Annotated in this window: 22 protein-coding genes; 10 read left to right on the top strand and 12 right to left on the bottom strand. The window is 60.8% G+C overall.

Translation table 11 applies throughout. The annotated features are described in order from the left end of the window. Window positions 1–90: 90 nt before the first annotated feature. From I6J77_RS03355 to I6J77_RS03315, 9 genes are all read right to left on the bottom strand, one after another. Window positions 91–1,269, bottom strand: coding sequence for an O-antigen ligase (locus tag I6J77_RS03355; protein ID WP_204110564.1), 1,179 nt, complete (start codon window positions 1,267–1,269; stop codon window positions 91–93). After that, window positions 1,262–1,753, bottom strand: coding sequence for a DapH/DapD/GlmU-related protein (locus tag I6J77_RS17925; RefSeq protein ID WP_369334536.1), 492 nt, complete (start codon window positions 1,751–1,753; stop codon window positions 1,262–1,264). Before I6J77_RS17925 ends, I6J77_RS03355 begins: the two co-directional genes overlap by 8 nt. A 39-nt stretch (window positions 1,754–1,792) precedes the next feature. Next, window positions 1,793–2,389, bottom strand: coding sequence for a glycosyltransferase (locus I6J77_RS17920; protein ID WP_369334535.1), 597 nt, complete (start codon window positions 2,387–2,389; stop codon window positions 1,793–1,795). A gap of 556 nt (window positions 2,390–2,945) precedes the next feature. After that, window positions 2,946–4,406 carry a hypothetical protein gene (locus tag I6J77_RS03340; protein ID WP_204110561.1) on the bottom strand — a complete coding sequence of 487 codons (1,461 nt, stop codon included), beginning with the start codon at window positions 4,404–4,406 and terminating at the stop codon, window positions 2,946–2,948. A 2-nt stretch (window positions 4,407–4,408) separates the two neighbouring features. Then, window positions 4,409–5,599, bottom strand: a complete 1,191-nt coding sequence (gene wecB / locus I6J77_RS03335) for a non-hydrolyzing UDP-N-acetylglucosamine 2-epimerase (RefSeq protein ID WP_204110560.1) — start codon at window positions 5,597–5,599, stop codon at window positions 4,409–4,411. Between the two features lie 52 nt (window positions 5,600–5,651). Continuing rightward, a complete protein-coding gene (gene tviB, locus I6J77_RS03330) occupies window positions 5,652–6,932 on the bottom strand; it encodes a Vi polysaccharide biosynthesis UDP-N-acetylglucosamine C-6 dehydrogenase TviB (RefSeq protein WP_204111385.1) in 1,281 nt (426 codons plus the stop codon). 132 nt (window positions 6,933–7,064) lie between these two features. After that, on the bottom strand, window positions 7,065–8,501 hold the full coding sequence (locus tag I6J77_RS03325) for an undecaprenyl-phosphate glucose phosphotransferase (RefSeq protein ID WP_204110559.1): 1,437 nt from the start codon (window positions 8,499–8,501) through the stop codon (window positions 7,065–7,067). Between the two features lie 307 nt (window positions 8,502–8,808). Next, window positions 8,809–11,013: a polysaccharide biosynthesis tyrosine autokinase gene (locus I6J77_RS03320; RefSeq protein WP_204110558.1), complete on the bottom strand. Its 2,205-nt coding sequence runs from the start codon at window positions 11,011–11,013 to the stop codon at window positions 8,809–8,811. 39 nt (window positions 11,014–11,052) lie between these two features. Continuing rightward, complete coding sequence (locus tag I6J77_RS03315) at window positions 11,053–11,706, bottom strand: low molecular weight protein-tyrosine-phosphatase (RefSeq protein ID WP_343230158.1); 654 nt, start codon at window positions 11,704–11,706, stop codon at window positions 11,053–11,055. A gap of 85 nt (window positions 11,707–11,791) precedes the next feature. On the opposite strand from I6J77_RS03315, the gene I6J77_RS03310 reads away from it, so the two are divergent. From I6J77_RS03310 to I6J77_RS03280, 7 genes are all read left to right on the top strand, one after another. Beyond that, window positions 11,792–12,067: a hypothetical protein gene (locus I6J77_RS03310; protein ID WP_204110557.1), complete on the top strand. Its 276-nt coding sequence runs from the start codon at window positions 11,792–11,794 to the stop codon at window positions 12,065–12,067. Between the two features lie 196 nt (window positions 12,068–12,263). Continuing rightward, window positions 12,264–12,584: a hypothetical protein gene (locus I6J77_RS03305; protein WP_204110556.1), complete on the top strand. Its 321-nt coding sequence runs from the start codon at window positions 12,264–12,266 to the stop codon at window positions 12,582–12,584. A 236-nt stretch (window positions 12,585–12,820) separates the two neighbouring features. Continuing rightward, window positions 12,821–13,093 (top strand): hypothetical protein, encoded by a 273-nt coding sequence (locus I6J77_RS03300; protein WP_204110555.1) that lies wholly within the window; start codon window positions 12,821–12,823, stop codon window positions 13,091–13,093. Between the two features lie 171 nt (window positions 13,094–13,264). Then, the gene (locus I6J77_RS03295) at window positions 13,265–14,284 is read left to right on the top strand and encodes a polysaccharide biosynthesis/export family protein (protein ID WP_204110554.1); all 1,020 of its coding nucleotides are present in this window, start codon (window positions 13,265–13,267) and stop codon (window positions 14,282–14,284) included. 102 nt (window positions 14,285–14,386) lie between these two features. After that, entirely contained in the window at window positions 14,387–15,100 is a 714-nt protein-coding gene (locus tag I6J77_RS03290; protein WP_239309176.1) for a YjbF family lipoprotein, read from the top strand. Continuing rightward, window positions 15,097–15,867 (top strand): capsule biosynthesis GfcC family protein, encoded by a 771-nt coding sequence (locus I6J77_RS03285; protein WP_204110553.1) that lies wholly within the window; start codon window positions 15,097–15,099, stop codon window positions 15,865–15,867. The genes I6J77_RS03290 and I6J77_RS03285 overlap by 4 nt, the downstream gene beginning before the upstream one ends. A 238-nt stretch (window positions 15,868–16,105) precedes the next feature. Further along, window positions 16,106–18,223 (top strand): YjbH domain-containing protein, encoded by a 2,118-nt coding sequence (locus I6J77_RS03280; RefSeq protein WP_204110552.1) that lies wholly within the window; start codon window positions 16,106–16,108, stop codon window positions 18,221–18,223. A 355-nt stretch (window positions 18,224–18,578) separates the two neighbouring features. Here the strand turns inward: I6J77_RS03280 and I6J77_RS03275 are convergent, their stop codons facing one another. Then, a complete protein-coding gene (locus I6J77_RS03275) occupies window positions 18,579–18,935 on the bottom strand; it encodes a Rieske (2Fe-2S) protein (protein WP_204110551.1) in 357 nt (118 codons plus the stop codon). Window positions 18,936–19,012: 77 nt separating this feature from the next. On the opposite strand from I6J77_RS03275, the gene I6J77_RS03270 reads away from it, so the two are divergent. From I6J77_RS03270 to I6J77_RS03260, 3 genes are all read left to right on the top strand, one after another. Further along, on the top strand, window positions 19,013–19,288 hold the full coding sequence (locus I6J77_RS03270; protein ID WP_204110550.1) for a hypothetical protein: 276 nt from the start codon (window positions 19,013–19,015) through the stop codon (window positions 19,286–19,288). Window positions 19,289–19,355: 67 nt separating this feature from the next. After that, window positions 19,356–20,267, top strand: a complete 912-nt coding sequence (gene yedA / locus I6J77_RS03265) for a drug/metabolite exporter YedA (protein ID WP_204110549.1) — start codon at window positions 19,356–19,358, stop codon at window positions 20,265–20,267. Between the two features lie 189 nt (window positions 20,268–20,456). Next, window positions 20,457–21,845, top strand: a complete 1,389-nt coding sequence (locus I6J77_RS03260; protein ID WP_204111383.1) for a short-chain fatty acid transporter — start codon at window positions 20,457–20,459, stop codon at window positions 21,843–21,845. Between the two features lie 239 nt (window positions 21,846–22,084). Here the strand turns inward: I6J77_RS03260 and I6J77_RS03255 are convergent, their stop codons facing one another. After that, complete coding sequence (locus tag I6J77_RS03255; protein ID WP_239309174.1) at window positions 22,085–23,413, bottom strand: ABC transporter permease; 1,329 nt, start codon at window positions 23,411–23,413, stop codon at window positions 22,085–22,087. Between the two features lie 10 nt (window positions 23,414–23,423). Further along, window positions 23,424–24,584 carry an ABC transporter permease gene (locus I6J77_RS03250; RefSeq protein WP_204110547.1) on the bottom strand — a complete coding sequence of 387 codons (1,161 nt, stop codon included), beginning with the start codon at window positions 24,582–24,584 and terminating at the stop codon, window positions 23,424–23,426. Between the last annotated feature and the right edge of the window lie 195 nt (window positions 24,585–24,779).

Below are 24,779 nucleotides of genomic sequence, written 5' to 3'. Positions count from 1 at the left end.
GGGATTGGACTCCAAACCGAGGTGCTACTCAAAACTGGGGGGACGTCGACGGATTGGGATGATATCCATCAAGCGAGGTGGACTCGGAGCCTATCCTCCATTGATGCTGGCTTGGTGCGTACGCCTCCTCAACAAGATAAACAAAAATACCGCCGGCATGAATCCACCTGTCTCATAAAAGCCGCGTTCAACAGATGACATAACTAGGATCGCCGTCATTAGAGGCACAGAAAATTGCCTATCCTGCCGAAATGCGTTACGAACGAAGCCAATTAGCAGCATTGCCACAAAAAATATACCAATCCATCCCAAATCTAGCCCCGCTTGGAGCATTGAATTGTGGGCGCTTTGAGTCGTCCAACCGGAAATTCCCCCACTATAGCCCGCCTCAATTACCTTCCCCCCGGCCCCAAATCCATAACCCAACCAAGGTTCTTGACTGATCAATGTTATCGCTGCCGCCCAAATGTAGGTACGCCCCGTAAGACTGCCAACATCATCTCCCCCTCCACGGGAAATAGAGGCTAAGACATCCATATTTGAAAGAGATAGAGCGATTAGACCAAAGACCAACGCTCCGGTGGCAATATATACGAAGCCGGCCCGAGCTCCTCCCCGGGACCTAAAAAGGACAACCAAAGCAATCGCGCCAATTGCCGCAATAAATGACTGCCTACTATACGTAAGATATAGACATATAGACACAACAACAAAAAGTGCCACCAGCACCGCTCGTCGCCAGGGGAGGAGGCCCGAGCATAATATGCATAAACAAAGGACGGAAGGCTCCGCCAGACCGTGCGGACCATAGACTACCCCCCTTAGTCTCATCACCCCATCTGTGAACATGAATGCCCCTGGAGAGATGAGCGCATAAACAAGACTAAGGGTGCAAAGAACCCCAATTGGGATCACTAGAGCACTTGCTGCGTTGCGCAACGACAAGCCCAGCAACAGATAAGTAGACGCAAAAGTAACACCCCAGGAAAGGATCGCAATAAAAGTCTCAGTTCTGTCAACGCTCCAAATAATCGAAAAGCCTCCTAACGACAACAATGCCGCAAGTAGGTACGGGCCGGTGCTCCTGCCGAACTTAACTCGCTCACGGTCAAGCAGATAGCTTAAAGTGAACAAGGTTAGAGGAATGAGCGCAGCGATCGCCTTGAGAGAAAAATTGAGTGCGACGCCCGCGCCGAACTGTGAATAGTCGATGCTACCAATGGAAACCACGCATGCGACAGATAGTGTCGCTACGTTCGCCCTATTCAAGCGCACCTCCCCGCTTACCGATCATGCGAGCCGGCACTCCCCCCATTATGCTCATGCTTGGCACGTCCTTTGTAACTACCGATCCAGCAGCAAGTACGGAGCCCCTCCCGACGGTGACCCCGGGAAGAATAACTACGTTACAGCCAATCCATACGTCGTCTTCTATGGTGACGGGTTTGAATGAGCTTCCCTGCAAATTAATGGGACGAAGGATATCCGATGTGTTATGGCCGCGGGTAATAATCTGCACATTTGGTCCCATGAGCACATCGTCACCGATTGTCACTCCACCATAAATAATTGCGTTGCGCCCTAATTCGCTGCGACTTCCGACCTTGATATTAGGTGAAATGTCTGCGTTAGACTTAACGCGCAGATCATGACCGGCACGTTCGATGAATCGCCGCACAAGCCAACTACGGAGGCGTGGGAAGAATATGGCGTATGGGCGCCAAGCATCAGGGGTATGGCGGATAGCCACCATGTAGGCAAAATAAGCAACCTTCCTATCCAAACGCATCGGCTACCTCGATACCAAATTATTAATAATACTAATATAGTTACGAGATTGACCTTTTGACGTAAGTGAATCTAAGCCGCCATTTTCTCTCGCCTCAGCGAGATTGGCTCGCAATTCTTCCTTCCGATCAAAAAATTTACCAATCGCATCTGCTACTGACCCCCTATCCCTCCCCAAACATCTAATACCCGAGAACTTTGCGAAAGCGTGTCCATCTATCCCACTCCCGGCCAAATATATCACCGGGATTCCAGCCAATATTGCCTCAGCAAACACCAAGCCAAAGCTCTCTGACGTGGAAATCATGACCAAGCCTTCATAGCGCGTTAAAATAGCGCATATATCATTCCTAGGCACAGACCCAAGTAGACGAACTCTACCTTTCAGGCCACGCTCCTCTATAAATATCCTAATGCGACTTTCCACGACGGCACAGGCTGGGCCTATCAAGTCAAGGGTGAGTTGACCATTGCTCCTAATCGCAAGCGCCAGCCCGTCAAGCAACTCCAAGATCCCTTTCTGCTTATAGTCATCAAGTCTACAAACACATACCAGGGCACCAGTCTGCCCAACACCATCGCTTTTCACGCGTTTCCACATCTCATGCGGAATCGCGTTTGGAAATGGAATATCTTTCTCTCTAACGCGATATCCTGTGCGCGTCGTTATTGGCGACTGTGCCCACATCGATCCCCATAAGTTAACTGCGCTCGTATCGAGTACTTTCCTATAAACCCCTTTAGTCCACGGCCAATAATAAACCGGATTAGTGTCCGAACTACCCCTTATGGTAACTATATGGGGAATCTCTAACGCGGCCGCAATCCTAGATCCAATTAGCGACTCGTAGCTCAATTTATGAGAGTGCACAAAAGATGGCTTTCTGCTGCACATGAGAGTGTCAAGCAGCCCCCCCACCTCTTGCAGATAATTCTTTCCCGGCATTATCGGACCAATTGGATCGAATACCGAGCTATGCATCTCATTATCCACCAATATTGAGCGCCTCCGCCCAAAGCTCCTTCTCCGTCTTGGCACAAAAACCAGGTGATCGACCTCCCCACTCGTTTCGGCCAATAGATCACTTACTGCCCTAGTAACAAGGGCAGGCGAATACGGACCGGGAAAGTCCGCTGTTATGTGTAAACCCAATGGTTTAAATGACATCTTTTTTGAGCCGCTTACGCAGTGAGTAGCAAAAAGCGATAAGAGCAAAAAGTAAAATAGCTAGAAACGTTATCAACGCAACGCCTTCCATTTGCAGGTAGATCTGCTTGACGGTCGCCAAGATCAAGGCAGCAGCGACGATTCCAACCATAAACTTCCACGGAAACATGTTCTTGACGGAGGCAGTAGCGCCGAGCTCCCACTCAGCAAACATTAGGGCGACGGCTCCCGCAATAACTCCGGCTATAGCGGCGCCAATAGGCCCGTATAACTTCGTTAAGAGGGGAAGTAGAACCAACCAAGCTACAAGTGAAGCAAGCGCACACTTGCCGATCTCGCGAGAGCGAAGCTGGAGATGAAAGGCGGGATCATATCGAACGAGTCTGCAGCCCATTAGTAACGCACTAAAGGCAGACATCGGCATAATCCATTCGGCTCCCTCGCGATAGCCTACGGGTAAAATAGCACGCGCAATGTTGGCGCCAAAAGCCATCACAACGACAACTAGCGGCGCCACCACGAATAAAATTGCTCTGCTTTCCTTCACGACGAAGTTCATAGCGGCGTTCAACCCATGCTCGTTCAGCGCCTTCACCCCACTCGGCACGACGGAAATGCTGAGTGCTCCGATAAAGGGGTAGATCATTTGTCTTGCGATGCCGGACTGTGAGCTGTACAACGCGACGACTTTAGCGTCAAACATCATTTTTAGAATAAATCGGTCACCATTTAACATCAGCATCATGGCAATTAATGAAAGCGAAGCAGGTAATCCGTAACTGATTAATCTCGGAAGCGAGATGGAAGCTTTCGATTCCGCTAGGGCACTCCGGGCACTGTTTTCGCGAAGCGCCTTCGGCATATAGAATAGGCCCGCAGCAATTGAAGCCGATGATCCAATGGCAATGGCAATCAGGAGAGAGTTAGCGCTCGCGTTGAAATGGACTAGTCCGTAGGCACACACCAGTATTAGTATGAACCGCAAGGATCCTATTAATCCGTACATCTTCGGGCTATTAAGTCCACGAGCTAACTGCGATGCCGCGCTAGCCCCACTATAGGCGCTTGCGGCAAGAGCCGCAGCAGCCCCATAATCTAGAACGTTTAACCAGTCTAAAGTAAGCCCTAGGATCAGACACGGAATGACTGGGGCAAGCAAGGCTAGGAATACCGTAAATGCTTTGGGGCCAAGCTGCCCAGCTGCCCCGCCTCCCAGCCTGACAAGCGCCATCTGAAGCCATCCGTAAAAAATGGCTCCTGCAATATTTATGAAAGCAAACCCAACTGAAAATACCCCGTATTCCTCGGGTGACACTAAGTGCGCGAAGCCCAAGACAATTGCCACGCCGACAAGCATATTGGGAATGTGCGCCAGCAAATATGCCAACCTTGAGCCCATTAGAAATCTGCGCGCATAACCGCATGATCTGTTGGCGATCTCTTTGAGCAAAGTCAGACTCCAATTGACATCTTGGGCTCGCTAACCCTGTCCCCAGCACCCAAAAATAGGACGACGTCTTTTACGATACGACTAGCCGCCATACCGTCCCACTTTTCTGGCCTGTCTACAAGTTTTCCCTTAGTATTCAGAATCCGGTTCAACGCGGCTAAAATTACGCCGCGATCCGACCCGACCAGAGTATTTGTACCATTAGTTATGGTAATCGGCCTTTCCGTATTTTCGCGCAACGTCAGACACGGAACTCCAAGGGCAGTGGTTTCCTCTTGAAGGCCGCCCGAATCCGTAAGAACAACGGACGCATCCCTCACAAGACCAAGCATTTCAAAATACCCCAGAGGTGGAAGTATCAATATGCGCGGGTCTTTCAGAAACTCCCCTTGGCCCGAGTCAAGTATTTTTGCGCGCGTCCTGGGATGTACAGGGAAAATAACGGGTAGCTCGACGCTAATCTCCTTAATTATACTAAGCAGACGCTTCAATACATCCTGATCATCCACATTTGAAGGGCGATGCAGTGTCAAAACTGCATAACTACCAGCATGCTTAAACACCGATTGATCTATTCCGGCTTCCGATTTGACGGCCTCAATGGCGTTCTCTATGGTTTCGCTGACGGGTACGGCGCGCGCCAAGCTATGAAGCACCGTATCGATCATTACGTTGCCCGCAAACATGATCTTGTTAGCGGCGATACCTTCCGTCTTTAGGTTGTCTATCGCTGTCCGCTCTGTCACGTAAAGACGATCGGACAACTGATCGGTTAGAACCCGATTGATCTCTTCTGGCATGGTGCGGTCACCGGATCTCAAACCAGCCTCCACGTGAACCACCTTGATATTTTTCTTCGCTGCCACGAGTGCGCATGCGAGGCTAGAGTTCACATCCCCCACTACCAGTACGCAATCCGGCTGCTCAGATTCAAGCACCAAATCAAAGCGCTTCATGATCTCCGCAGTCTGCAGCGCATGGCTGCCCGAACCCACTTCGAGCGAAATGTCTGGCACGGGGATCTCGAGTTGCTGAAAGAACGTTTCATTCATGGCGTAATCATAGTGCTGTCCTGTATGCACTAGCTTTGCTTCAGCCTCCTCCGAGTACATATCGAATGCGCGCATGATTGGCGCGATCTTCATGAAATTTGGACGTGCGCCTACAATGCAAAGAACTTTTTTTACCGGCATTTGAAATGCTTCCGCTAGCCTAAATTGAAAATGCGCCACACGCTACAGCTCGTCACAGGCGCCCATCGACCTCGTTCCTGGGCAAAACGCCCTTAATATCGTAGAGAACGGCACGTCCATTAGCCCACGCCCGAGCGCGGTTAGCACCGGCGGGCTTGAATTCATCGTGTGCGACCGCCAGCACGACTGCATCATAGGCTCCTACTTTCGGCTCCTCCGCTAGGAGCGACAACCCGTACTCGCGCTTCGCTTCGATAGCGTCAGCCCAAGGATCGTAGATATCCACCACGGCACCGTAGCTTTCAAATTCCGCGATTAAATCAACGACGCGGGTATTACGCAAATCTGGGCAATTTTCCTTGAAGGTTAAGCCAAGTACCAATACACGGCTGCCCTTGATGGCGTGTCCCTTGCCAATCATCAACTTCACCACTTCGCTGGCCACATGCTGCCCCATACCATCGTTGATGCGGCGACAAGCGAGCAGTATGTCAGGGAAATAGCCCACCGCCTGAGCCTTCTGAATCAGGTAATACGGATCTACACCGATGCAATGACCGCCGACCAAGCCAGGCTGAAAGGGTAAAAAATTCCACTTGGTGCCTGCTGCTTCCAGAACATCCTGCGTATCGATACCGAGACGGTGAAAGATCAACGCAAATTCATTGATGAGTGCAATATTTGCATCTCTTTGAGTGTTCTCGATAACCTTGGCAGCTTCAGCAACCTTGAGACTGGACGCTTTGTGTGTACCGGCGGTAATTATGGTGCGATACAGAGCATCTACGTATTCTGCCGTTTCCGGCGTGGATCCCGAGGTGATTTTTGGGATGTTGGTAAGCCGACGCTGCTTGTCACCTGGGTTGATACGCTCCGGGCTGTAGCCCACGGTAAAGTCTATATTGAACTTGAGGCCAGAGATGCGCTCCAACTCAGGCACGCAGATTTCCTCGGTGGCACCCGGGTAGACGGTAGATTCATAGACCACGACATCGCCGCGCTTGAGCACGCTTCCGATCGATTCGCTGGCCTTAATAAGTGGTGTAAAGTCGGGCCGCTTATGCTCATCGACAGGGGTTGGCACCGAGACGATAAATACTCCGCAATCACGAATTGACTGAAGTTCATCCGTGTAAGTCAGCTTAGTCGCTGCCTCAAGCTCATCAACCGATGTCTCTTGCGTAAAATCAATGCCCGCCCGCAATTGCTCGATGCGGGCTGTATGAATATCGAAGCCTACGGTATTAAAGTGCTTCCCGAACTCAACAGCCAGAGGTAAGCCGACGTATCCCAAGCCGACAACAGCAATCCGGACTTGATCCAAATCTCTCATTTGCATCCCGATTAGTTCCTTAGATTATTTTTTTGGATCCCAAACGCCTCATTATCGTTCGATGCTGGGGTTGGGTCGTTAGTGAATGAAGAACAAATAATTATTAGGCGACGCTCAGTGATTAGGCGGCGCTCAGTGCGCGTTGGTTCGCCGCAAAAGGACCAACGGCGTCCGAAGTATGATTTTGAAGTCGAGCCAGATCGACCAGTGGTCGATATAGCTAATATCGCACTCCACTCGTTGGGCCATTTTTTCAATGGTGTCTGTTTCACCACGGAAACCACTAATCTGAGCTAGGCCAGTGATACCCGGCTTGACACCATGACGCTGCATATAGCCATCAAGCCTCTCACTGAAATAGCGATTGTGCGCTAATGCGTGCGGTCTTGGGCCCACGATAGACATTTGCCCTTGCAGCACATTGATGAACTGCGGCAGCTCATCGAGACTGCTGGCGCGCAGAAACCGACCAAAGCGGGTAACGCGCGGATCACCCACCACGGCCTGGGTTACTTGGCCGTTGCTCTCGTGGTGCACGCGCATGGAGCGAAACTTCCATATTTCGATTTCCTTGCCACTCAATCCGTTTCGCTTTTGGCGATAAAAGACGGGACCGGGAGAACTCAACTTCACTCCTATTGCGAGTAACACCATCAAAGGCGCCACTAGGAGCAGGATAGCCAGCGCCAAAAACCTGTCCTCAACTGCCTTGGCAATCCGGGCATGGCCCTCAACTCTGGTTCCCCGCAGGGTTATCACTGGAACGCCAGCCAAATGGGTTGACTGATGGCTTAGCAGCTCGTACCCAAACAAATCGGGAACCAGACGTATCGTGGTCGGCAATTCGCTGGTAGCGTCCAATAGTCGCTTGATCTCTGCTTCGGCTCGCATCGGCAGCGCCAGCCATATCTGATCGGGAGTATCCCGATCCAGTCCTGCAATGAACTGCTCCAGATCTCCGCACGAAGGAATGTCGGGCAACTCATACTGATCATACGGAGTCTGCACGACGCCGACGACGTTCAGGCCCATCCAGCCATTTTTGCGAGTCGCCGCCACGATGCGCTTGCCCGCGTGCGTGGCGCCAACCAACACAATGCGACGGGTATCGACACCGGCTGCACGAAGCACGCCCAGCAGACGTCGCGCCATCCAACGATGCGCGGTGAGCAATACGATCGTGACGATGAACCAACCGCCAACCCAGAGCCGCGAGTATTCGCCGACACTCTTGACCAGCCACTCCGACATCATCCACAGCGACAAAACGGCCACCCATGCAGCAATGACGCGGGCGATTTCGGCAAACAAGCCCTCACCACGCCAGCTGCGGTAGAGGCCAAACGCCGGAAACACGGCCACGGCCAGGATCGCTGTACGCAAGGTGGCGGCGTTGTAGGGTCTGTCCAGAACGAGACTGTCGAAGCGCAACCAGTGACACAGGCAAGCGGCTACCACCAAGATAACCACGTCACCCACACGCACGGCAATATCGAGCAAGGCCGCATATTTCGAGAAGAAGGTCGTTCCCGAATGTTGTGACTCGCTGGTTATGGGTGTGAACAGCATCCTTGTTCCTCTGACGGCATTTCTTGTTTCATGGTGGTAGATCCTTCTGATGAGTCCACGAGCCGGGCAGCTTGATGGTCACCGCGCCAGACACGCAAAAATGCGAAGGCGATCTCGGATTCTAATCCAAATAGATGACAGGTCGTTTAACGACGCACTTAATCCGTCCGGTTTGACGTTGACGTAATCCGATGACAGGCACTCGGTGAGGATGAATGGAATTGGTTTATTCGTTTTCTTTGTGGCGCAGAACAGGAGCGGCCCCGCCTCTGCCTCCCCTACAGAGCAGGGGAGGCAGAGCAACGCGTTATTTCGCGGTTTTGTATTCGTAGTAGCCATAGGAGTAGTAGCCAGCGGCGCGGCGTTCGACGGCGTTGAAGATGGCGCCCTTGATCTCGACGCCGTTCTGCTGGAAGCGCTGCTTGGCCAGAGCGATTTCGCGGGCCTGGTTCAGGCCGAAACGCACCACCAGCAAGCTGGTACCGGCGTGGTGGCCGATTACGGCGGCATCGGTCACGGCCAAGATCGGCGGGGTGTCGATGATTATCAGGTCGTACAGCGGCATCAGCTTGTGGAGCAGCGCGGTGAAGTTCGCGTGCATCAGCAGCTCGGATGGGTTCGGCGGTACCTTTCCCCGGGCGATGAAGTGCAGGCTTTCGACACCGTCGACCTTGCGAATGGCGGCAGGCAACTCAAGCTGACCGGTGACCAGTTCGGACAGGCCATTCTCGGGCTTGCCGCCCATCACCTTGTGCTGGCCGCCCTTGCGCATGTCGGCGTCGATCAGCAGCACCTTCTGGCCGGCCTGGGCGATCACCGCCGCCAGGTTGGCCGAGACGAAGGTCTTGCCCGCGTTGGGGCTGGAACCGGAGATCATCAACAGGTTGTTCTTCGCCTCCATGCGGGCGAAGTGCAGGCTGGTGCGCAGACTGCGCAGGGCTTCGGTAGCCAGGTCCGCCGGGGCACTCACTGCCAGCAGGTGCTGCTTGCCGTTGCTGCCGTGGTGGTGCACGTCCTTCACCGAGATGGCGAGTTCCTGCTCGCTCAACGGAATCGAGGCGTAGACCGGCAAGCCGAGCTGTTCGATGGAAGCAGGATCTTCCACGCCACGATTCAGCATCTGGCGCAGGAAGATGAAGGCCACCGCGAGGAAGCCGCCGAGGAAGGTGCCACCCAGCACGACGATGGCTTTCTTTGGCTTCACCGGCTGGGTCACGTCAACCGCGGCCTTGTCGATGATGCGCACATTGCCCACGGTGCCAGCCCGGGCAATGTCGAGCTGCTGCGCCTGGTTGAGCAGGCTGGTATAGGTTTCGTTGCTGACCTGCACGTCGCGGGTCAGTCGCAGCAGTTCCTGCTGGGTGTCGGGCAATTCACCGACCTGCTTTTCCATCGCGTCCTTCTGCGCCTGCAGCTGGCCGATCTGCTGCATCAGCGCCTTGTACGCCGGATGCTCGGGGGTGAAACGGCGCTCGATATCCGCCTGCTGCATGCGCAGTTGCTGGATGCTGGTTTCGATGGCGACCGTCTGGTCCAGCAGGCCCTTGGTCTGCATGGTGATGTCGACCGAGTGCGCCTGGGTCTGGAACGCATTCAACGCGGCCGTGGCCTTTTCCAGGTCACGACGCACGTTGGGCAGCTGTTCCTTGACGAACTTCAGGCTGTTGGCCGCCTCGGCGGAGTTGCGCTCCACGTTCTGCCGCACGTAGAGGTCGCTGACCTGATCCAGCAGATTGGTTGCCAGAACCGGGTCGGCGTTGTTGTAGGTAAGCCCGATGATGCCGGAATCCTTGCCCTGCTCGCTGGCGTTGATGTCCTGCTGCAACTTGCTGATCACCGCGAGATCGCGCTGACGCACCACGTTGAAGCGCGTGCCCGGATTGGCAAGCAACGATTTCACCTGGATGGTCACGCCATGGCCGCTGGCCGACTTGCCGACCTGACCATCGAGCAGCTTGTTGTCGTCGTCATCAAGCAGGCTGTAAGCGCCGTTCTTGCCGGCTACCAGGGTCAGGCTTTTGTCCAGCAGGCTGGACGGCACGTCGAGCTGGAAGATATCCAGGGTCGAGCCACCCCAGTCGTAACTGTTCATGCCCAGCAGCGGCGACGCCACGGCACCCGGTTGCTCCGGTGAATAGCGACGCGCGAGGAAATTGCCAAACAAAGGGAAGTGCCGTGGAGTGACGCTGATCGCCAGGTGCAGGTTGTCGGCAGCGCCGCCGATCACCGTACGTGAGGTGATCAGTGCGATTTCGGTGGTGGCTTGCGACGTGGAGGTGCCCAGCGTGCTGGCAATGTCGCTCAAACCCGGCAGGCTGGGCACCTTCTGCTCGACCTGCACAACGGCGTTGGCCTGGTAGATCGGCGTGGCCAGCAGCGCATAGGCCACGCTGACCACGAAGAACACGCTGGTGACGATGATGATCAGCCACTTGTGATCGATCAGGGTGCCGAGCAGTTCGCCCAGATCGATTTCGTCGTCGCTGGACGACGGGGTTTGCGTAGCGGCCATGCAGGAGCTTTCCTGGTCTGTATATATAGAAGGGTGGGATTACAGGTAGCGCAGCCAGCTATCTACACCTTGCGTGATCAAATCGTATACATGATCGAACGCAGGACGTTGCTGGCGGTACGGGTCGGGGATGTCCCGCGCCTGCACCCATTTGTCCAACACGAAAATCTTGCCGCTGGCTTCCGGGGCCAGCCTGGCCATGGCATCCACATGGCTTTTCTCCATGCCCAGCACCAGGTCGGCTTCGCGCAGCATGGCCGGCGTCAGCTGGCGCGCGCGATGGGCCGCGCCGTCGATGCCGCGTTCCTCCATCACCTGCATGGCGGTGGCGTCCATCGGGTGGCCCACCATCGCGTTCAGTCCGGCGCTGGCTATCTGGATGTCTTTCGACGCCAGGCGCTCGCGCAACAGGTATTCGGCGGTGGGGCTACGGCAGATGTTGCCAATGCAGACGGTCAATATCCGTTTGAACACCCTCGATGACTCCTCGATTGCCTGGCAGGCGCGCCCGTAATGCCGGCGACCCGCGCTCCTGCGGAAAATGGTAGACACTCCCCCTGGAGCTCCTGGCAGGCAATGCACGCTCTTGTGTGAAGGCATCTTCACAAACCGCGACGTGTGCACGCTTCCCCGCCAGCCCGACATGATAACCGAAGCCCAGCCAGCTTGGTTGCCCCAGCCTGACTGGTTCATGTATGTACCCCTGCAGATTTGTGGGTATACTCGGCAAGCGCGGAATTCACGTCCGCTTGACGCCATGCCTCCAGGGGAAATATTCATGAAGAAGATGATCGTTGCGCTTCTGGCGACGGGCCTGATGGGTTCCGCGCTGGCCCAGTCCGCTGATCAGCAGCAGCCCGCTACCCCGCCGCCGCCTCCGGCGCCCGCGGTTGCAGGCGCGAAGACCGCCACGACGCAGTCGCTGGGCGAAATGACCCCGTTCTACGTGATCGGTGGCGTGGTTGTGGTGGGTGCTGTCATTGCCGCCTCCAGCGGTGGCAACGACCACAAGACCAGCACCCCGCCGCCGACCGGCACCACCGGTACGAACTGAGCGAACGCATCACCATCAAAGCCGCGCCCGTTCTGGCGCGGCTTTTTTTGTGCGCGCGCCGCGGGGCGCCTGGTGCGCAGGCCTGGAGAAATTTCGGGCCGGGGATCGAAGGCTCGCTCTTCCCCATACATCTTTCCTTAACCTTGCTTTGGTATGGTCCAGTGACAGGCGGGATCCCGGTGCCGTGGGATAGCCCATGAAAATCATGCTTGCAAGTCTTTTGGCCGCTGGCCTGTTCGTTGCGGGAATGGCCCAGGCCGCAGAACCCATGCCGTCAGGCGCCCAGAACCAGAACCCCTCGCAGACCCCGGCCGTCGCCGGCGCAGCAGCCGCCGGTTCCGCCTCCACCGGTGGCATCACGACGGGCCAGGCTATCGCCGCGGGCATTGCCGTGACCGCCGTAGTCGCCGTCGCCGCAGGAGCGGGCAATGACGACAGCCATGGACATGTTCCCGGCACCGGAGGCACGGGGACAACCGGGACCACGGGAACGACCGGCACCACCGGCACGCATTGACACGCATCAAGTCGGGCGGCCGTTCCTTCGGCTTGCCCACTCCTCCTGCGAGCGGCTTTTTCTCCCTCCCCTGCCTCGGCAGGGGAGGGCCGGGGTGGGGTGCTCCTGCTCCGCGTTGCCGCCCCTGTCAGCCTTCACCTTCAGTACACCAGCCCTCGCGTACATGGTCCCTTCACGACCGCTGGTTATACTGACGGCGCTGTTTTTTCCCGAACGCCGGTCACAAGGAGCAACACATGAAAATGATTCTTCCCGCACTTCTGACCGCTGGGCTGATGGCTTCCGGCTTGGCCATGGCGGCGCAACCGCAATCGGACAACGCCCAGAACCCGCCGGCCCAGCCAACGGTGGCAGGCGCCAACGCCGCCAGTGTCGCCTCCACGGGCGGCATCACCGCTGGCCAGGTGATCGCGGTGACCATCGCGGTGGTGGCGACCGCAGGCGTCGTGGCCGGCGTGGCTCGCGACGATACGCACCCGGTGACCACCGGCACCACCGGCACTCACTGATATCCTGTGGCTGATCACGACAAACGTGCCGACTTCGTTCGGCACGTTTGTCGTGTCTGTCGTTCCCTTTGTCGCCCTGAGTCCTCTTCCATCGTGAAAACATCACCTGCCCTCATCCTTGTTGCCTGCGTCGCCCTGTTGAACGGCTGTGCGCTTGCGCCAGGCCAGCACATGTCGACCAGCGAACTCTCCCGCGGCGACACCGTCGACAACAGCCAGGTCGAACTGGTCCCGATCACGCCGAAGCTGATCGCCATGGATCGCGCGAGCGCCCAGGCCACGGCTGTGGCGCCGGCCCTGCTGTCGTATCAGCCAGAGCCGTACCGGATAGGCGCGGGCGACACGCTGTACATCACCGTGTGGGAACACCCCGAGCTGACCTCGCCGGCCGGCCCGCAGCAGCAGACCTTGGCCAATGGCCGTCTGGTGCGCTCGGATGGCACCTTGTTCTACCCGTACGTCGGCGCGCTGAAGGTGGCCGGCATGACGATCGAGGAATTGCGCGAAGCGATCAGCAAGAAGCTGGCTGCGTACGTCGAGAAGCCCCAGGTCGACGTCAGCGTGATTGGCTACCAGAGCCAGCGCGTGCTGCTGCAGGGCGCCTTCGCCAAGACCGATCCGCAGCCGATCACCGCGGTGCCGCTGACCCTGGCCCAGGCGCTGGGCACGGCTACCATCAATACCGAACAGGCCAATCTTTCCGGCCTGGTGCTGACCCGCGACGGTCAGGACTATCACCTAGACCTGGACGCGCTGAACAGCGGCGACAAGCTCGCGCAGGACATCTACCTGAAGCCGGGCGATCGCCTGTTCCTGCCGTACAACGATCGCCAGGAAGCGTACGTGGTAGGTGAAGTGGTCAAGCCGATGGCGATCAACTTCAAGACTTCCGACCTCAGCCTGACCCAGGCGCTGGGACGCGCTGGCGGCCTCAACCCGCTCAGCGCCAAGGGCAAGGCGGTGTATGTGATCCGTGGCGTCAAGGACCTGGAGCAGGCGCCGTCGAAGGTGTTCAGCCTGGACGCACGCTCGCCGGCCGCCTTCGCGCTGGCCGACCAGTTCATGGTGAAGCCGGGCGACGTGGTGTTCGTGGGACCGGCCGGCGTGACCCGCTGGAACCGCTTCTTCAGCCAGTTGCTGCCGTTCTCGGGCCTGATCAATTCGGCGGCCAACGCGAACAAGGATTTCTGAGCGCACCCGGCAGGAATGCCTTGCACGGGGCGGGCATGGCCCGCCCCACGAATTACGCCGTACTGATCAGGGAAGGGGAGCACCGGTTTGCCCGCAGACGAGTTGACGAACAGCGAACGCACCACGGCGTCGACGGCGCGGCCCGCCGTCGCGCGCACGCTGCCCTGGCTGTTGCTGCTGGCCTGCCCGCTGCTGCTCGGCCTGCATGGCTGCAGCGAGTTGTCACGATCCTCGATCAAGGCGATGCGGCTTGCGGTGAAGGGCCGGCCGCAGGTGCAGCCAACCGCGGCCGAGGTGGCGGCCAAACCGTATTTCCAGTTGCAGGCCACCAGCCCGGAGGGCAGCGCGGTGCTGATCCTGGGCAACGTCGATGGCGGACGCCAGGCGTGGTACGGCAATCATGGCGTGGTGGTGTTCATCGAGCACGGCCGCGTGGTACAGACCACCGGACTGGGACAGGACCTCGACGGCGTGCAACTGCCCGCCGACGATCCGTTCGCGCGCGGCCTGCAGACACTCACCGCGCCGGTCAGCTACCGCATGGGCAAGGACTGGTCGCCGGGCTACCGCTACGGCGTGCCGATCGACGCCACGCTGACACCGGCGGGTCGCGAGCAGATCAGCATCCTCGATCAGACCCACGACGTGCTGCGGGTGGACGAACAGCTCGACGTGCCCTCGCTGCATTACCGCGTCACCAATCACTACTGGGTGGATCCGCGCGACGGTTTCATCTGGAAGAGTGACCAGCAGGTGGCGCCCGGATTGAGTCTGCAACTGGTGCAACTGCGCCCCTACCGCGAGCCGCAGCCATGAACCGCGCATGCTTCGTGCTGATGATGCTGGCCTGGTCGACGGCGGCCGCCGCAGTGCAGGTCAAGGTAAGCGGTGCCGTGGCGCATCCGGGTCACACGGAACTGAGCGACCCCGCCCGGCTCAGCGATGCCGCGATTGCCGCGCAGCCGCTGCCGCAGGCTTACATGAAAGGCGCGGCCTGGTTGCGGCCAGGCTTGCTGGCCACGCAGCAGCGATTGAAGGCCGGCGTGCTGTTCGACCTGGCCAGCCTGCAACAGCGGGCGCTGGCAGGCGACGACCAGGCATTGGCCGCCAGCAGCGCGGCGCTGCGGAGCTGGATCAGCTCGCTGCCGGTGACCGGACGTGAGTCGCCAGCCCTGCTCGATCCACGCGCGGTGGAAGTGAATGCACCGGAGAATCACCTGCTGGCCGCCGGCGACGAATTGTTCTATCCGCTGCGTCCCGATGGCATTCGCGTGGTCGGCGCCGTGCAGCAGCCCTGCACCCTGCCGCTGGTGCCATTGCAGGATGCTCGGCTTTACCTGGGCGCATGCCCGCTCGGCGATGCCGCGGATCGCGACAGCATCTACGTGATCGAACCGGACGGCCGGGTGTTCGTGCAGGGCATGGCGCTGTGGAATCGCAGCGAGGCGCAGGCACTGGCGCCGGGTGCGGTGATCTACGTGCCGTTGCGCGAAAGCGCCGCCCGCAAGGTGGATGCCACGATGAACAGCGACATCGCCGCATTCCTGGCGACGCAGGTGTTGCCGGGGCCGGAGGCGCCGTGATGAACGTGATTCGCGAAGAGCACCCCACCCCAACCCTCCCCTGTCCCACAGGGACTTCCTTCGGTCGCAAGCAGGTAAGGGAGAAGAGCCGGAGCGCGACGCTGCTTGTGCCCCCTCCCCTGTTTGCAGGGGAGGGTTGGGGTGGGGTCGCTCTTGATCTCCTTGCCCGCCTGCACCAACCCCGGCCCATCGCATCAGGCACATCGCACCACCGCACCACGCCACGGACCCCACAGGCTTGAACACCCTCCAGCACATCCGCCGTCAATGCACCTGCCTGCTGCCGCTGGCCGGCTGGCTGATGACCTGTTCGGTGCACGCGCAGAACGCGCCGACGCAAAGTGACTTCGGCGGTGCCGGCCTGCTGCAGACGCCTACCGCGCGCATGGCCGATGAGGGCGAAGTGGGTTTCACCGCCAGCCGCACGTCGCCGTATACGCGCTACAACTTCACCCTGCAGCCGCTGCCGTGGCTGGAAGGCAGCTTTCGCTACATCAACATTGCCAACCACCTTTATGGCCGCATAGCTGGCGACCAGAGTTACAAGGACAAGTCGATCGACGCCAAGGTGCGGCTGTGGCGCGAAAGCCACTACCTGCCCGCCGTGTCGGTGGGCATTCGCGACCTGGGCGGAACCGGCCTGTTTTCCAGCGAATACGTGGTGGCCAGCAAGCGCTTCGGACCGATCGATGCCAGCCTGGGCATGGCCTGGGGCTACATGGGCAATCGCGGCGATGTGCCCAACCCGTTCTCGATCCTCAGCGACAAGTTTGATACACGACCAGGCCGGAACCGCGGGGAGGCCGTCGGCAATTTCAACAGCCACGACTATTTCCGCGGACGCACAGCGCTGTTCGGCGGCATCAGCTACCAGACACCGTGGCAGCCACTGATCCTGAAGCTGGAATACGAAGGCAACGACTACAAGCACGAGCCCTTCGATACCCGGCAGCCAAGCAGGACGCCGATCAACATCGGCGCGGTCTACCGCTTGAACCGCAATGTCGACTTCAGCCTGGCGCTGGAGCGCGGGCGCGTGGCGATGTTCGGCTTCACCTTGCACACGAATCTCGCCCAAAGCAGCGGCCCCACCAAGCTGCTCGATCCACCCCTGCCCGAGCGCGCCGACAGGCCGCCCACGCAAACACCGCAGCAGGTCGACTGGACGGCGGTGAGCAGGCAGCTGCGCGACAACGCCGGCATCGAAGTGTCGAAGATCAGCCGGCGTGGCCGCGAAGTGGTGGTGACCGGCGAGCAGCAGCGCTATTTCTATCCGGCCAAGGCGCTGGGTCGCACCGCGCGCGTGCTGGACAACCAGCTGGCGCCGGGCACCGACTGGTATACCGTGGTGTCCACCCGCGAAGGCCTGCCGATCGTGGCGACCAGCGTGCATCGGCAGCGCTTCGACGAACTGCTCAACTACGACATCGACCTGCGGGACTTCCGCCGCAGCGTCGAGCAGAACCCGCCGCTGCCACAACGCGAGGACGTGCTGTACCGTGCCGCGCCGAAGAAGTTCAGCGGCAGCCTGGCGGTGGGTTACGCGCAGTCGCTGGGCGGCCCCGATGCCTTCATCCTGTATCAGGTGTACGCGAACTACGACGCGAACTTCCACTTCACCCCGAACCTGTGGTGGAGCGGCAACTTCAGCGCGAACCTGCTGAACAACTACGACCACTTCAAGTACGACGCACCCAGCAACCTGCCCCGCGTGCGCACCTACGTGCGCGAGTACCTGACCAGCTCGCGGCTGACCATGCCGGTATTCCAGCTGACCGCCAGCCGTCGCCTGGGCACCGATCTGTATGGCCTTCTATACGGCGGCATGCTGGAGAGCATGTACGGCGGCGTGGGCGGCGAAGTGCTGTACCGGCCGATGGGCGAGCGCTGGGCGATCGGCGTCGATGCCAACTGGGTGAAGCAGCGCGGCTTCGACCAGGACTTCTCGTTCCGCCGCTACCACGTCGCCACCGGCCACGTGACCGGCTACTTCGACCTGGGCTACAAGGACGTCACCCTGGCGCTCAGCTACGGCCGCTACCTGGCCGGTGATCGCGGCGCCACCATCGACGTGTCGCGCCAGTTCCACAACGGCGTGCGCATGGGTGCGTATGCCACGTTCACCAATGTCTCGGCGAAGCAGTTCGGCGAAGGCAGCTTCGACAAGGGCATCTACCTGTCGATCCCGTTCGACCTGATGCTGCCCAGCTCGCACACCAGCAGCGCCAACATCCTGTGGCAGCCTCTGCTGCGCGACGGCGGCGCCCGCCTGGCCAAACGCTACAACCTCTACGACCTGACCAGCGATCGCGACAGCGACGACCTGCAGTACAACCTGCAGAAGATCACCGAGTAGCCGCCTTGCTCCCTCCTCTCGCAGGGGAGGGTTGGGGTGGGGGTCGCTCTTGATCTTGCGCCTCTCGCCACCCGGAGTTACCCCTCACCTGAAGGGCTCCCTCCGGTCGCCAGCCTCCCCCTGCAAGCAGGGGGAGGAGCCAAAGCAGCTTTGCTCCCTCCCCTGCGTGTCCCACAAGGGGACTTCCTTCGGTCGCAGTGAGGGTCGGGGTGGGGTTCGCTCTTCCAGTCGGGCCCAAGTCAAAAGCGAACCCCCTCCCAACCTCCCCCTGCAAGCAGGGGGAGGAGCCAAGGCCGCCTTGCTCCCTCCCCTGCTTGTAGGGGAGGGTTGGGGTGGGGTCGCTCTTCCGGCCGCGCTACGCCAGCCTCACCTCGCCCTCTTCCACCTGCACCGCCACCGTGCGCAGATGCTCGCCCCGGCAAGGCCCGGCGATGCACAAGCCATCGCCCTGGTTGAAGGTGGCGCCGTGCACGGCGCAGATCAGGGTTTCGTTCTTCAGCAGGAATTTGCCGGGAGCGTAGTCGAGGCGGCGGCCGGCGTGGGGACAGACGTTGAGATAGCCGTGCACCTGCTCGCCACGGCGCAGCAGGATCAGGCTTTCCTCGCCGTCGGCCAGGCTGGCGTCCACCGCGGTGGCGCCGCCGTCGGGGATGTCGTCGAGCCGGCACAGTGCCGGCGGTTGCGACAATTCGGCGGGGGTGGATATATCCATCGGCACTTGCCTCGGGGGGCGGATGGCCCCATGGTGGTCGCGTAAGTCGTTGATTTTACCATACGGATTTTTAACACATGCGCTTCTCCCTGCCTCCTCTTCGTCGTCCCCGCCATCCGCTGGCGCGCGCCCTCTCGCTGGTGCTGGGCGTGGCCGTGCTGGGTGTGCTGCTGGTGTTCGGGCTGGTGGTGGCTGGTGTGCTGCTGGTCGGCGGCATCGTGCTGCTGGCCGTGCGCCAGTGGAAGCAGGGGCGTTCGCCGGTGCAGCGGACAGCGTCATCTGGCAATGGCCAGCCGGCCGTGCTGGAAGGCGAGTTCGTGGTGATCCGCCAGGGTCGCCCCGTCGCGCACTGAGTCGTCCGGCAGGGGCACAAGCCGGCGCAGGGATGGATAATGCGCCGTCCCCACACGATCCGCCCCCATGCACGACACCTCTGCCTCCGCCGCGGCCACAAGGCCGCGCAGCCTGACTGATCCCCGCATCCTGATTCCGCTGTCGCTGCTGGCGCTGTACGTGATCTGGGGTTCGACCTACCTGGGCATCCGGTTCGCGCTGGAAAGCTATCCGCCATTCCTGCTGGCGGGCATCCGTTTCCTGGGAGCCGGCGTGGCGCTGTATGGCTTCCTGCGCTGGCGCGGCATGGCGGCGCCGACGCCGCTGCAATGGCGCAACGCCACGTTCACCGGACTGCTGTTGCTCGGCATGGGCAATGGCCTGGTGTGCTTTGCCGAGGAGCGCGTCAGCTCGGGCATCGCCGCGGTGGCGGTGGCCAGCATGCCGCTGTTCGCCGCGCTGTTCACCGGCATGTACGGACAGTGGCCGAACCGGCGCGAGAGCGTCGGCCTGGTGATCGGCTTCGTCGGCGTGATCGTGCTGAACCTGGGCAGCAGCCTGTCCGGTTCGCGGCTCGGCGCGATCGCGTTGCTGGTGGCGGCGATGTGCTGGGCGTTCGGTTCGGCCTGGAGCCGTCGACGCGACATGCCGCAAGGCCCGATGAATACCGCCGCGCAGATGCTGACCGCCAGCGTCGCGCTGCTGCTGTTCGGCCTCCTCAGCGGCGAACGCCTGCCGGCGCATCCCACGATGCATGCCACGCTGGCTCTGATCTATCTGGCGGTGTTCGGTTCGATCGTGGCGTTCAGCGCCTACCTGTACGTGCTCAAGCACGCGCGTCCCGCGCTGGCTACCAGCTATGCCTACGTGAATCCGCCGGTCGCCGTGCTGCTGGGCATCCTGCTGGCCGGCGAGCAGCTCGGACCGTACGATCTGCTGGGCATGGCGGTGATCCTGGGCGGCCTGGTGGTGATCACGCTGGCGAAGCAGAAGCGTTGATGGTGTTGGGCAACCGTGGGGAGGACTTCGGTTGAGGGGGGCTCTTCGTCCGAGCTCAGGTCAGAAGCTTACCCCCTTCCAACTTCCCCCTGCCTTGCAGGGGGAAGGGCGAATGTAACGCCGCGGGGCGGCGTTGCATCGTTTTATTGATGCTGGGGGCTGGACATGAATGCGGGACGGGATGGCTGGATGGCGCGCATGGCGCTGCGCAGTGCGGCGTGGGCGGAGCGCTGGTTTCCGGATGCGTGGGTGTTTGCCGCGCTGGGCGTGGTGCTGGTGGCGCTGGTGGCGCTGGCCTTTGGCGCGACACCCGGCGCCGCCGTCGGCGCGTTCGGCGACGGCTTCTGGAGCCTGATCCCGTTCACCATGCAGATGGCCTTCGTGGTGATCGGCGGCTACGTGCTGGCCACCGCGCCGGTGGTGGCGCGCTTCATCGACGTGCTGGCGCGGGCGCCGCGCACAGGGCGCGGCGCGATCGTCTACATCGCCCTGGTCAGCATGCTGGCGTCGCTGCTCAGCTGGGGATTCTCGCTGGTGTTCGGCGGCCTGCTGGTGCGCGCGCTGGCACGGCGCAGCGATCTGCGCATGGATTACCGCGCGGCCGGTGCGGCGGCGTATCTTGGCCTGGGTGCGATCTGGGCGATGGGGCTGTCGTCGTCCGCGGCGCAACTGCAGGCGAATCCGGCCAGCATGCCGCCGGGCCTGCTGGCGATCACCGGCGTGCTGCCTTTCAGCCAGACGATTTTCCTGTGGCAGTCGATCGTGCTGACCGCGGTGCTGATCGTGGTGTCGCTGCTGGTCTGCTGGTTCACCGCGCCGTCGGACGCGAACGCGCGCACCGCGCAGGACTTCGACGTCGGTGAAACATCGACCCCGGCCCTGCCGCCGCGCACGCGACCGGGCGAATGGCTGGAATACAGCCCGCTGCTGTCGCTGGCGATCGGCCTGCTGGGACTGGGCTGGCTCGGCCACGAGTTCGCCAGCAAGCCGGCGATCAGCGCGATCGCCAACCTCAACACCTACAACTTCCTGTTCCTGACCCTGGGCATCCTGCTGCACTGGCGCCCGCGCAGCTTTCTCGATGCGGTGCATCGCGCGGTGCCCAGCACCGCCGGCGTGCTGATCCAGTTCCCGCTGTACGGCGGCATCGCCGCCCTGCTGACCCACGTACCCGGTGCGGATGGCTCGACGCTGGCGCACCGCTTGTCGAACCTGTTCGTGCATATCGCCGGCACCGAGAGCTTCCCCGCGGTGATGGGCGCGTACTCGGCGATCCTCGGCTTCTTCGTGCCATCGGGTGGCGGCAAATGGCTGGTCGAAGCGCCGTACGTGATGCAGGCGGCAAACGACCTGCACGTGCACCTCGGCTGGGCGGTGCAGGTCTACAACGCGGCCGAGGCGCTGCCGAACCTGATCAACCCGTTCTGGATGCTGCCGCTGCTCGGCGTGCTGGGGCTGAAAGCCCGCGACGTGGTCGGCTATACCTTCGTGCAACTGGTGGTGCACGTGCCGCTGGTGCTGGGCATGCTGTGGCTGCTCGGGATGACGCTGGATTATGTGCCGCCGGTGATGCCGTAAAGCGAGGAGTGAGGAGTGAGAGAAAGCTTGCCGCATGCACGCTTTTGCCCACTTCAGCACGTCCACATCCAGGCTCATCGAAATTGTAGGAGCGCACCGAAGTGCACGAGCTCTTCGTCACGTGACGGAAGACATCGCGTACTTCGGTGCGCTCCTACAGGGTGAGGGACGACCTGCCACATGCACGCTCTGCTCTCTCTCACTCCTCACTCCTCTCCACTCAATCCCCGCTCTTCGCCCTAAAGCTCGCGCAGCGCCGTGGTCACCGGCAAGCGCGCGGCGCGGACGGCGGGGAACAGGCCGCCTATGAAGCCGATCGCCAGCGCCCATTTCAGGCCGCTCCACAACAGCGCCGGGGTGACGCTGAACTCGAAGCTGAGTTTGCCCACCGAACCGGCCGCCAGCGTGGAGGCGGTGTAGCCGTTGAAGATCAGCCACGCCAGGGCGCCGCCGAGCAGGCCGCCGATCAGCGCCAGCAGCATCGTTTCCAGCATGATCGCCACCACCACCGGCGTGCCGCGGAAACCGATCGCGCGCAGCGTGGCGATTTCGCGGGCGCGGGCGGCGACGGCAGCGAACATGCAGTTGAGCGCGCCGAAGATCGCACCGATCGCCATGATCACGCCGACCGTGATGCCGATGCCCTGGATCATCTTGCTGGTGCCTTCGGACTGCTTGCTGAAATAGTCGAGGGTGGTGTCGACGTCGACCTTCAGGCGCGGGTCGGCTTCGAGCGAGGCCTTGAACGCGTCGAAGCCGTTCGGGTCGGCCAGCTTCAGCGTCACCGAGTTGCGGCTGCCGCCGCGGCGATAGACATCGGCGACCACGTTGGCGTCGGCCCACAGCTCCGAATCCAGCGCATCGCCGGAGGCGAACTGGCCGACCACGGTCCACAGCTGGTTGCCCAGCTTCACCTGGTGGCCGACCTCGAGGCCGGCGAATTCGCGCTGGGCGCCCTGCCCCACCATCAGCTCATGCATGCCCGGATTGAACTTGCGCCCGGCGACGACCTTGACGTTCGGCCGCACCGTCCACGCCTCGTCGCCGATGCCGCGCAGTTGCACGCTGCCGACGTCGTCCTCGCTGCCGCCCTTCAGCTGCAGGTTCGCGGCGACCACGATCTCCGGCGAGGCGATCGGCTTGCCCTGGGCGTCGCGGGCGATGCCGGCGACCTGCGGAATCACCACCACGTTGTCGCGCTCCAGCACCGACATCACTTCCGACGCGGAGGCACCGCGCATCACGATGGCGGTGTCGGTGCTGCCGGTCTTGCGCAGCGTTTCGCTGTAGCCCTCGCCCATCGCCAGCAAGGCCACCAGCACGCCGACCACGCCGGCAATGCCGATCACGATCACCGAGGAGGAACCCAGCCGCTGGCGCAAGGTGCTGACGCCGACCGCCGTGACCGAGGATGCCTGGCGGCCCTGTCGGGTCAGCGCCATCCACAGTGCGAACAGCACGGCCAGCCCCAGCACCGCCGGCCATGGCAGGCGCACCCATATGCCCAGCGTGACCACCAGCGCAACGACCAGGCCCAAGCCGATCATGAAATTTCCGAACTTGTTCATGGTGATCTCCTCAGCGGCCGGCCAGTGCATCGACAATGTTCAGGCGCATCGCGCGTACCGCGGGAATCACTCCCACCACCAGGCCGATGACGGCCATCAGCACGATGCCGAGCACCCAGTTGCCCGCACCGACCGGCGGCAGGCCGAGCCCGCTGCCGGCCGCCACCACGGGAATCAGCGCGGTGGCGATGCCCAGCCCGATCACCCCGCCGATCAGCAACAGCAGCACGGATTCGGCCAGCACCATGCCGAGCACGCTGGTGCTGGAGAAGCCGATCGTCTTCAGCACCGCCAGTTCGGACGTCCGTTCGCGCACGGCCATCATCATGGTGTTGCCCGACAGCAGCATCAGGGTGAAGAACACCGCGCCCATGATCGAGCTGACGATCAGGCCGATGTCGGCCAGCTGCTTGATCCAGTTCGCCGTGGCGGCCTGTTCGGTCTGCGTGCGGGTCTCGTGGTCGGAGTTGGCCGAGATCGCGTCGATCGCCTTGGCCACGCGATCGGCCTGGTTCACGTCGCTGACGCGGCTGACGTACCAGCCCACCGCGCCCCGGTTGTAGGGCGTGCTGTCGTCGAAGTATTTCCAGTGCAGCAGGATCAGCTGCTTGAACATGCCGCCGGCGTTCTTGTCCTTCGGATGCAGGATGCCCACGATGTCGAACGACCAGTTCTTGCTGCCGTCATGGGTGGGGAAGATGGTGGATTGCAGCGGCAGCTTGTCGCCGACCTTCCAGTGGTACTTCGCCGCGAGGTCCTCGCCGACCAGCACGCCGGTGCGGGTCTCGTCGAACGCCTTGCGCTGCGCCGCCGGCACCTCGACCTCGGGGAACAGGTCGATGTAGTTCGGGCTCACCGCGAAGCTGAAGATCTGGTTGTGCGGGTCCTGGTAGGCCCCGCCGAACCAGTTCGCATAGGCCACCGCCTTGACCCCGGGCACCTTGCCGATCGGCAGCTCCAGCGACGACGGCAGGGTCTGGATGAAGGACAGCTTCGAGCCGGTCTGCAGGCGTTCGGCGCCATTGGCGCTCTTGCCCGCCTGGTCGAACGAGGTGCGCACCGCGTCGAGCATGCCGAACAGCAGGAACGCAGCGATGATCGAGACCAGGGTGAGGATGGTGCGGGTCTTGCGCCGGAACAGCGCGGCCCAGATCAGGTGGAGATATTTCATGATGGAATCCTCTGCGGATCACGGTGCTGCCACGTCGGCACGGCGACGCGGAAGCCGGAGAAGTGCGCGTAAAGCCCCCTCCCCTGTTTACAGGGGAGGGTTGGGGTGGGGTCGCTCTTGATCGCAAGGTCAAAAGCCTTACCCGCTCCCAACCTCCCCCTGCAAGCAGGGGGAGGGGCAAAGCCGCTGCGCTCC

Origin of the sequence: Rhodanobacter sp. FDAARGOS 1247 (assembly GCF_016889805.1) — a bacterium.
GTDB lineage: Bacteria > Pseudomonadota > Gammaproteobacteria > Xanthomonadales > Rhodanobacteraceae > Rhodanobacter.
The sequence above is the reverse complement of the archived record's forward strand: the minus strand, read 5'-3'. Positions and strand labels throughout refer to the sequence as shown.

Excerpts from the sequence above, each read along its gene's own strand:
- yedA (WP_204110549.1), top strand. The coding sequence starts at position 19,356 with ATGCACGACACCTCTGCCTCCGCCGCGGCCACAAGGCCGCGCAGCCTG.
- I6J77_RS03325 (WP_204110559.1), bottom strand. The coding sequence starts at position 8,501 with ATGCTGTTCACACCCATAACCAGCGAGTCACAACATTCGGGAACGACC.
- I6J77_RS03320 (WP_204110558.1), bottom strand. The coding sequence starts at position 11,013 with ATGGCCGCTACGCAAACCCCGTCGTCCAGCGACGACGAAATCGATCTG.
- tviB (WP_204111385.1), bottom strand. The coding sequence starts at position 6,932 with ATGAGAGATTTGGATCAAGTCCGGATTGCTGTTGTCGGCTTGGGATAC.
- I6J77_RS03260 (WP_204111383.1), top strand. The coding sequence starts at position 20,457 with ATGGCGCGCATGGCGCTGCGCAGTGCGGCGTGGGCGGAGCGCTGGTTT.
- I6J77_RS03310 (WP_204110557.1), top strand. The coding sequence starts at position 11,792 with ATGAAGAAGATGATCGTTGCGCTTCTGGCGACGGGCCTGATGGGTTCC.
- I6J77_RS03305 (WP_204110556.1), top strand. The coding sequence starts at position 12,264 with ATGAAAATCATGCTTGCAAGTCTTTTGGCCGCTGGCCTGTTCGTTGCG.
- wecB (WP_204110560.1), bottom strand. The coding sequence starts at position 5,599 with ATGCCGGTAAAAAAAGTTCTTTGCATTGTAGGCGCACGTCCAAATTTC.
- I6J77_RS03315 (WP_343230158.1), bottom strand. The coding sequence starts at position 11,706 with ATGAACCAGTCAGGCTGGGGCAACCAAGCTGGCTGGGCTTCGGTTATC.
- I6J77_RS03275 (WP_204110551.1), bottom strand. The coding sequence starts at position 18,935 with ATGGATATATCCACCCCCGCCGAATTGTCGCAACCGCCGGCACTGTGC.
- I6J77_RS03250 (WP_204110547.1), bottom strand. The coding sequence starts at position 24,584 with ATGAAATATCTCCACCTGATCTGGGCCGCGCTGTTCCGGCGCAAGACC.
- I6J77_RS03295 (WP_204110554.1), top strand. The coding sequence starts at position 13,265 with ATGTCGACCAGCGAACTCTCCCGCGGCGACACCGTCGACAACAGCCAG.
- I6J77_RS03285 (WP_204110553.1), top strand. The coding sequence starts at position 15,097 with ATGAACCGCGCATGCTTCGTGCTGATGATGCTGGCCTGGTCGACGGCG.
- I6J77_RS03300 (WP_204110555.1), top strand. The coding sequence starts at position 12,821 with ATGAAAATGATTCTTCCCGCACTTCTGACCGCTGGGCTGATGGCTTCC.
- I6J77_RS17925 (WP_369334536.1), bottom strand. The coding sequence starts at position 1,753 with ATGGTGGCTATCCGCCATACCCCTGATGCTTGGCGCCCATACGCCATA.
- I6J77_RS03270 (WP_204110550.1), top strand. The coding sequence starts at position 19,013 with ATGCGCTTCTCCCTGCCTCCTCTTCGTCGTCCCCGCCATCCGCTGGCG.
- I6J77_RS03255 (WP_239309174.1), bottom strand. The coding sequence starts at position 23,413 with ATGAACAAGTTCGGAAATTTCATGATCGGCTTGGGCCTGGTCGTTGCG.
- I6J77_RS17920 (WP_369334535.1), bottom strand. The coding sequence starts at position 2,389 with ATGTGGAAACGCGTGAAAAGCGATGGTGTTGGGCAGACTGGTGCCCTG.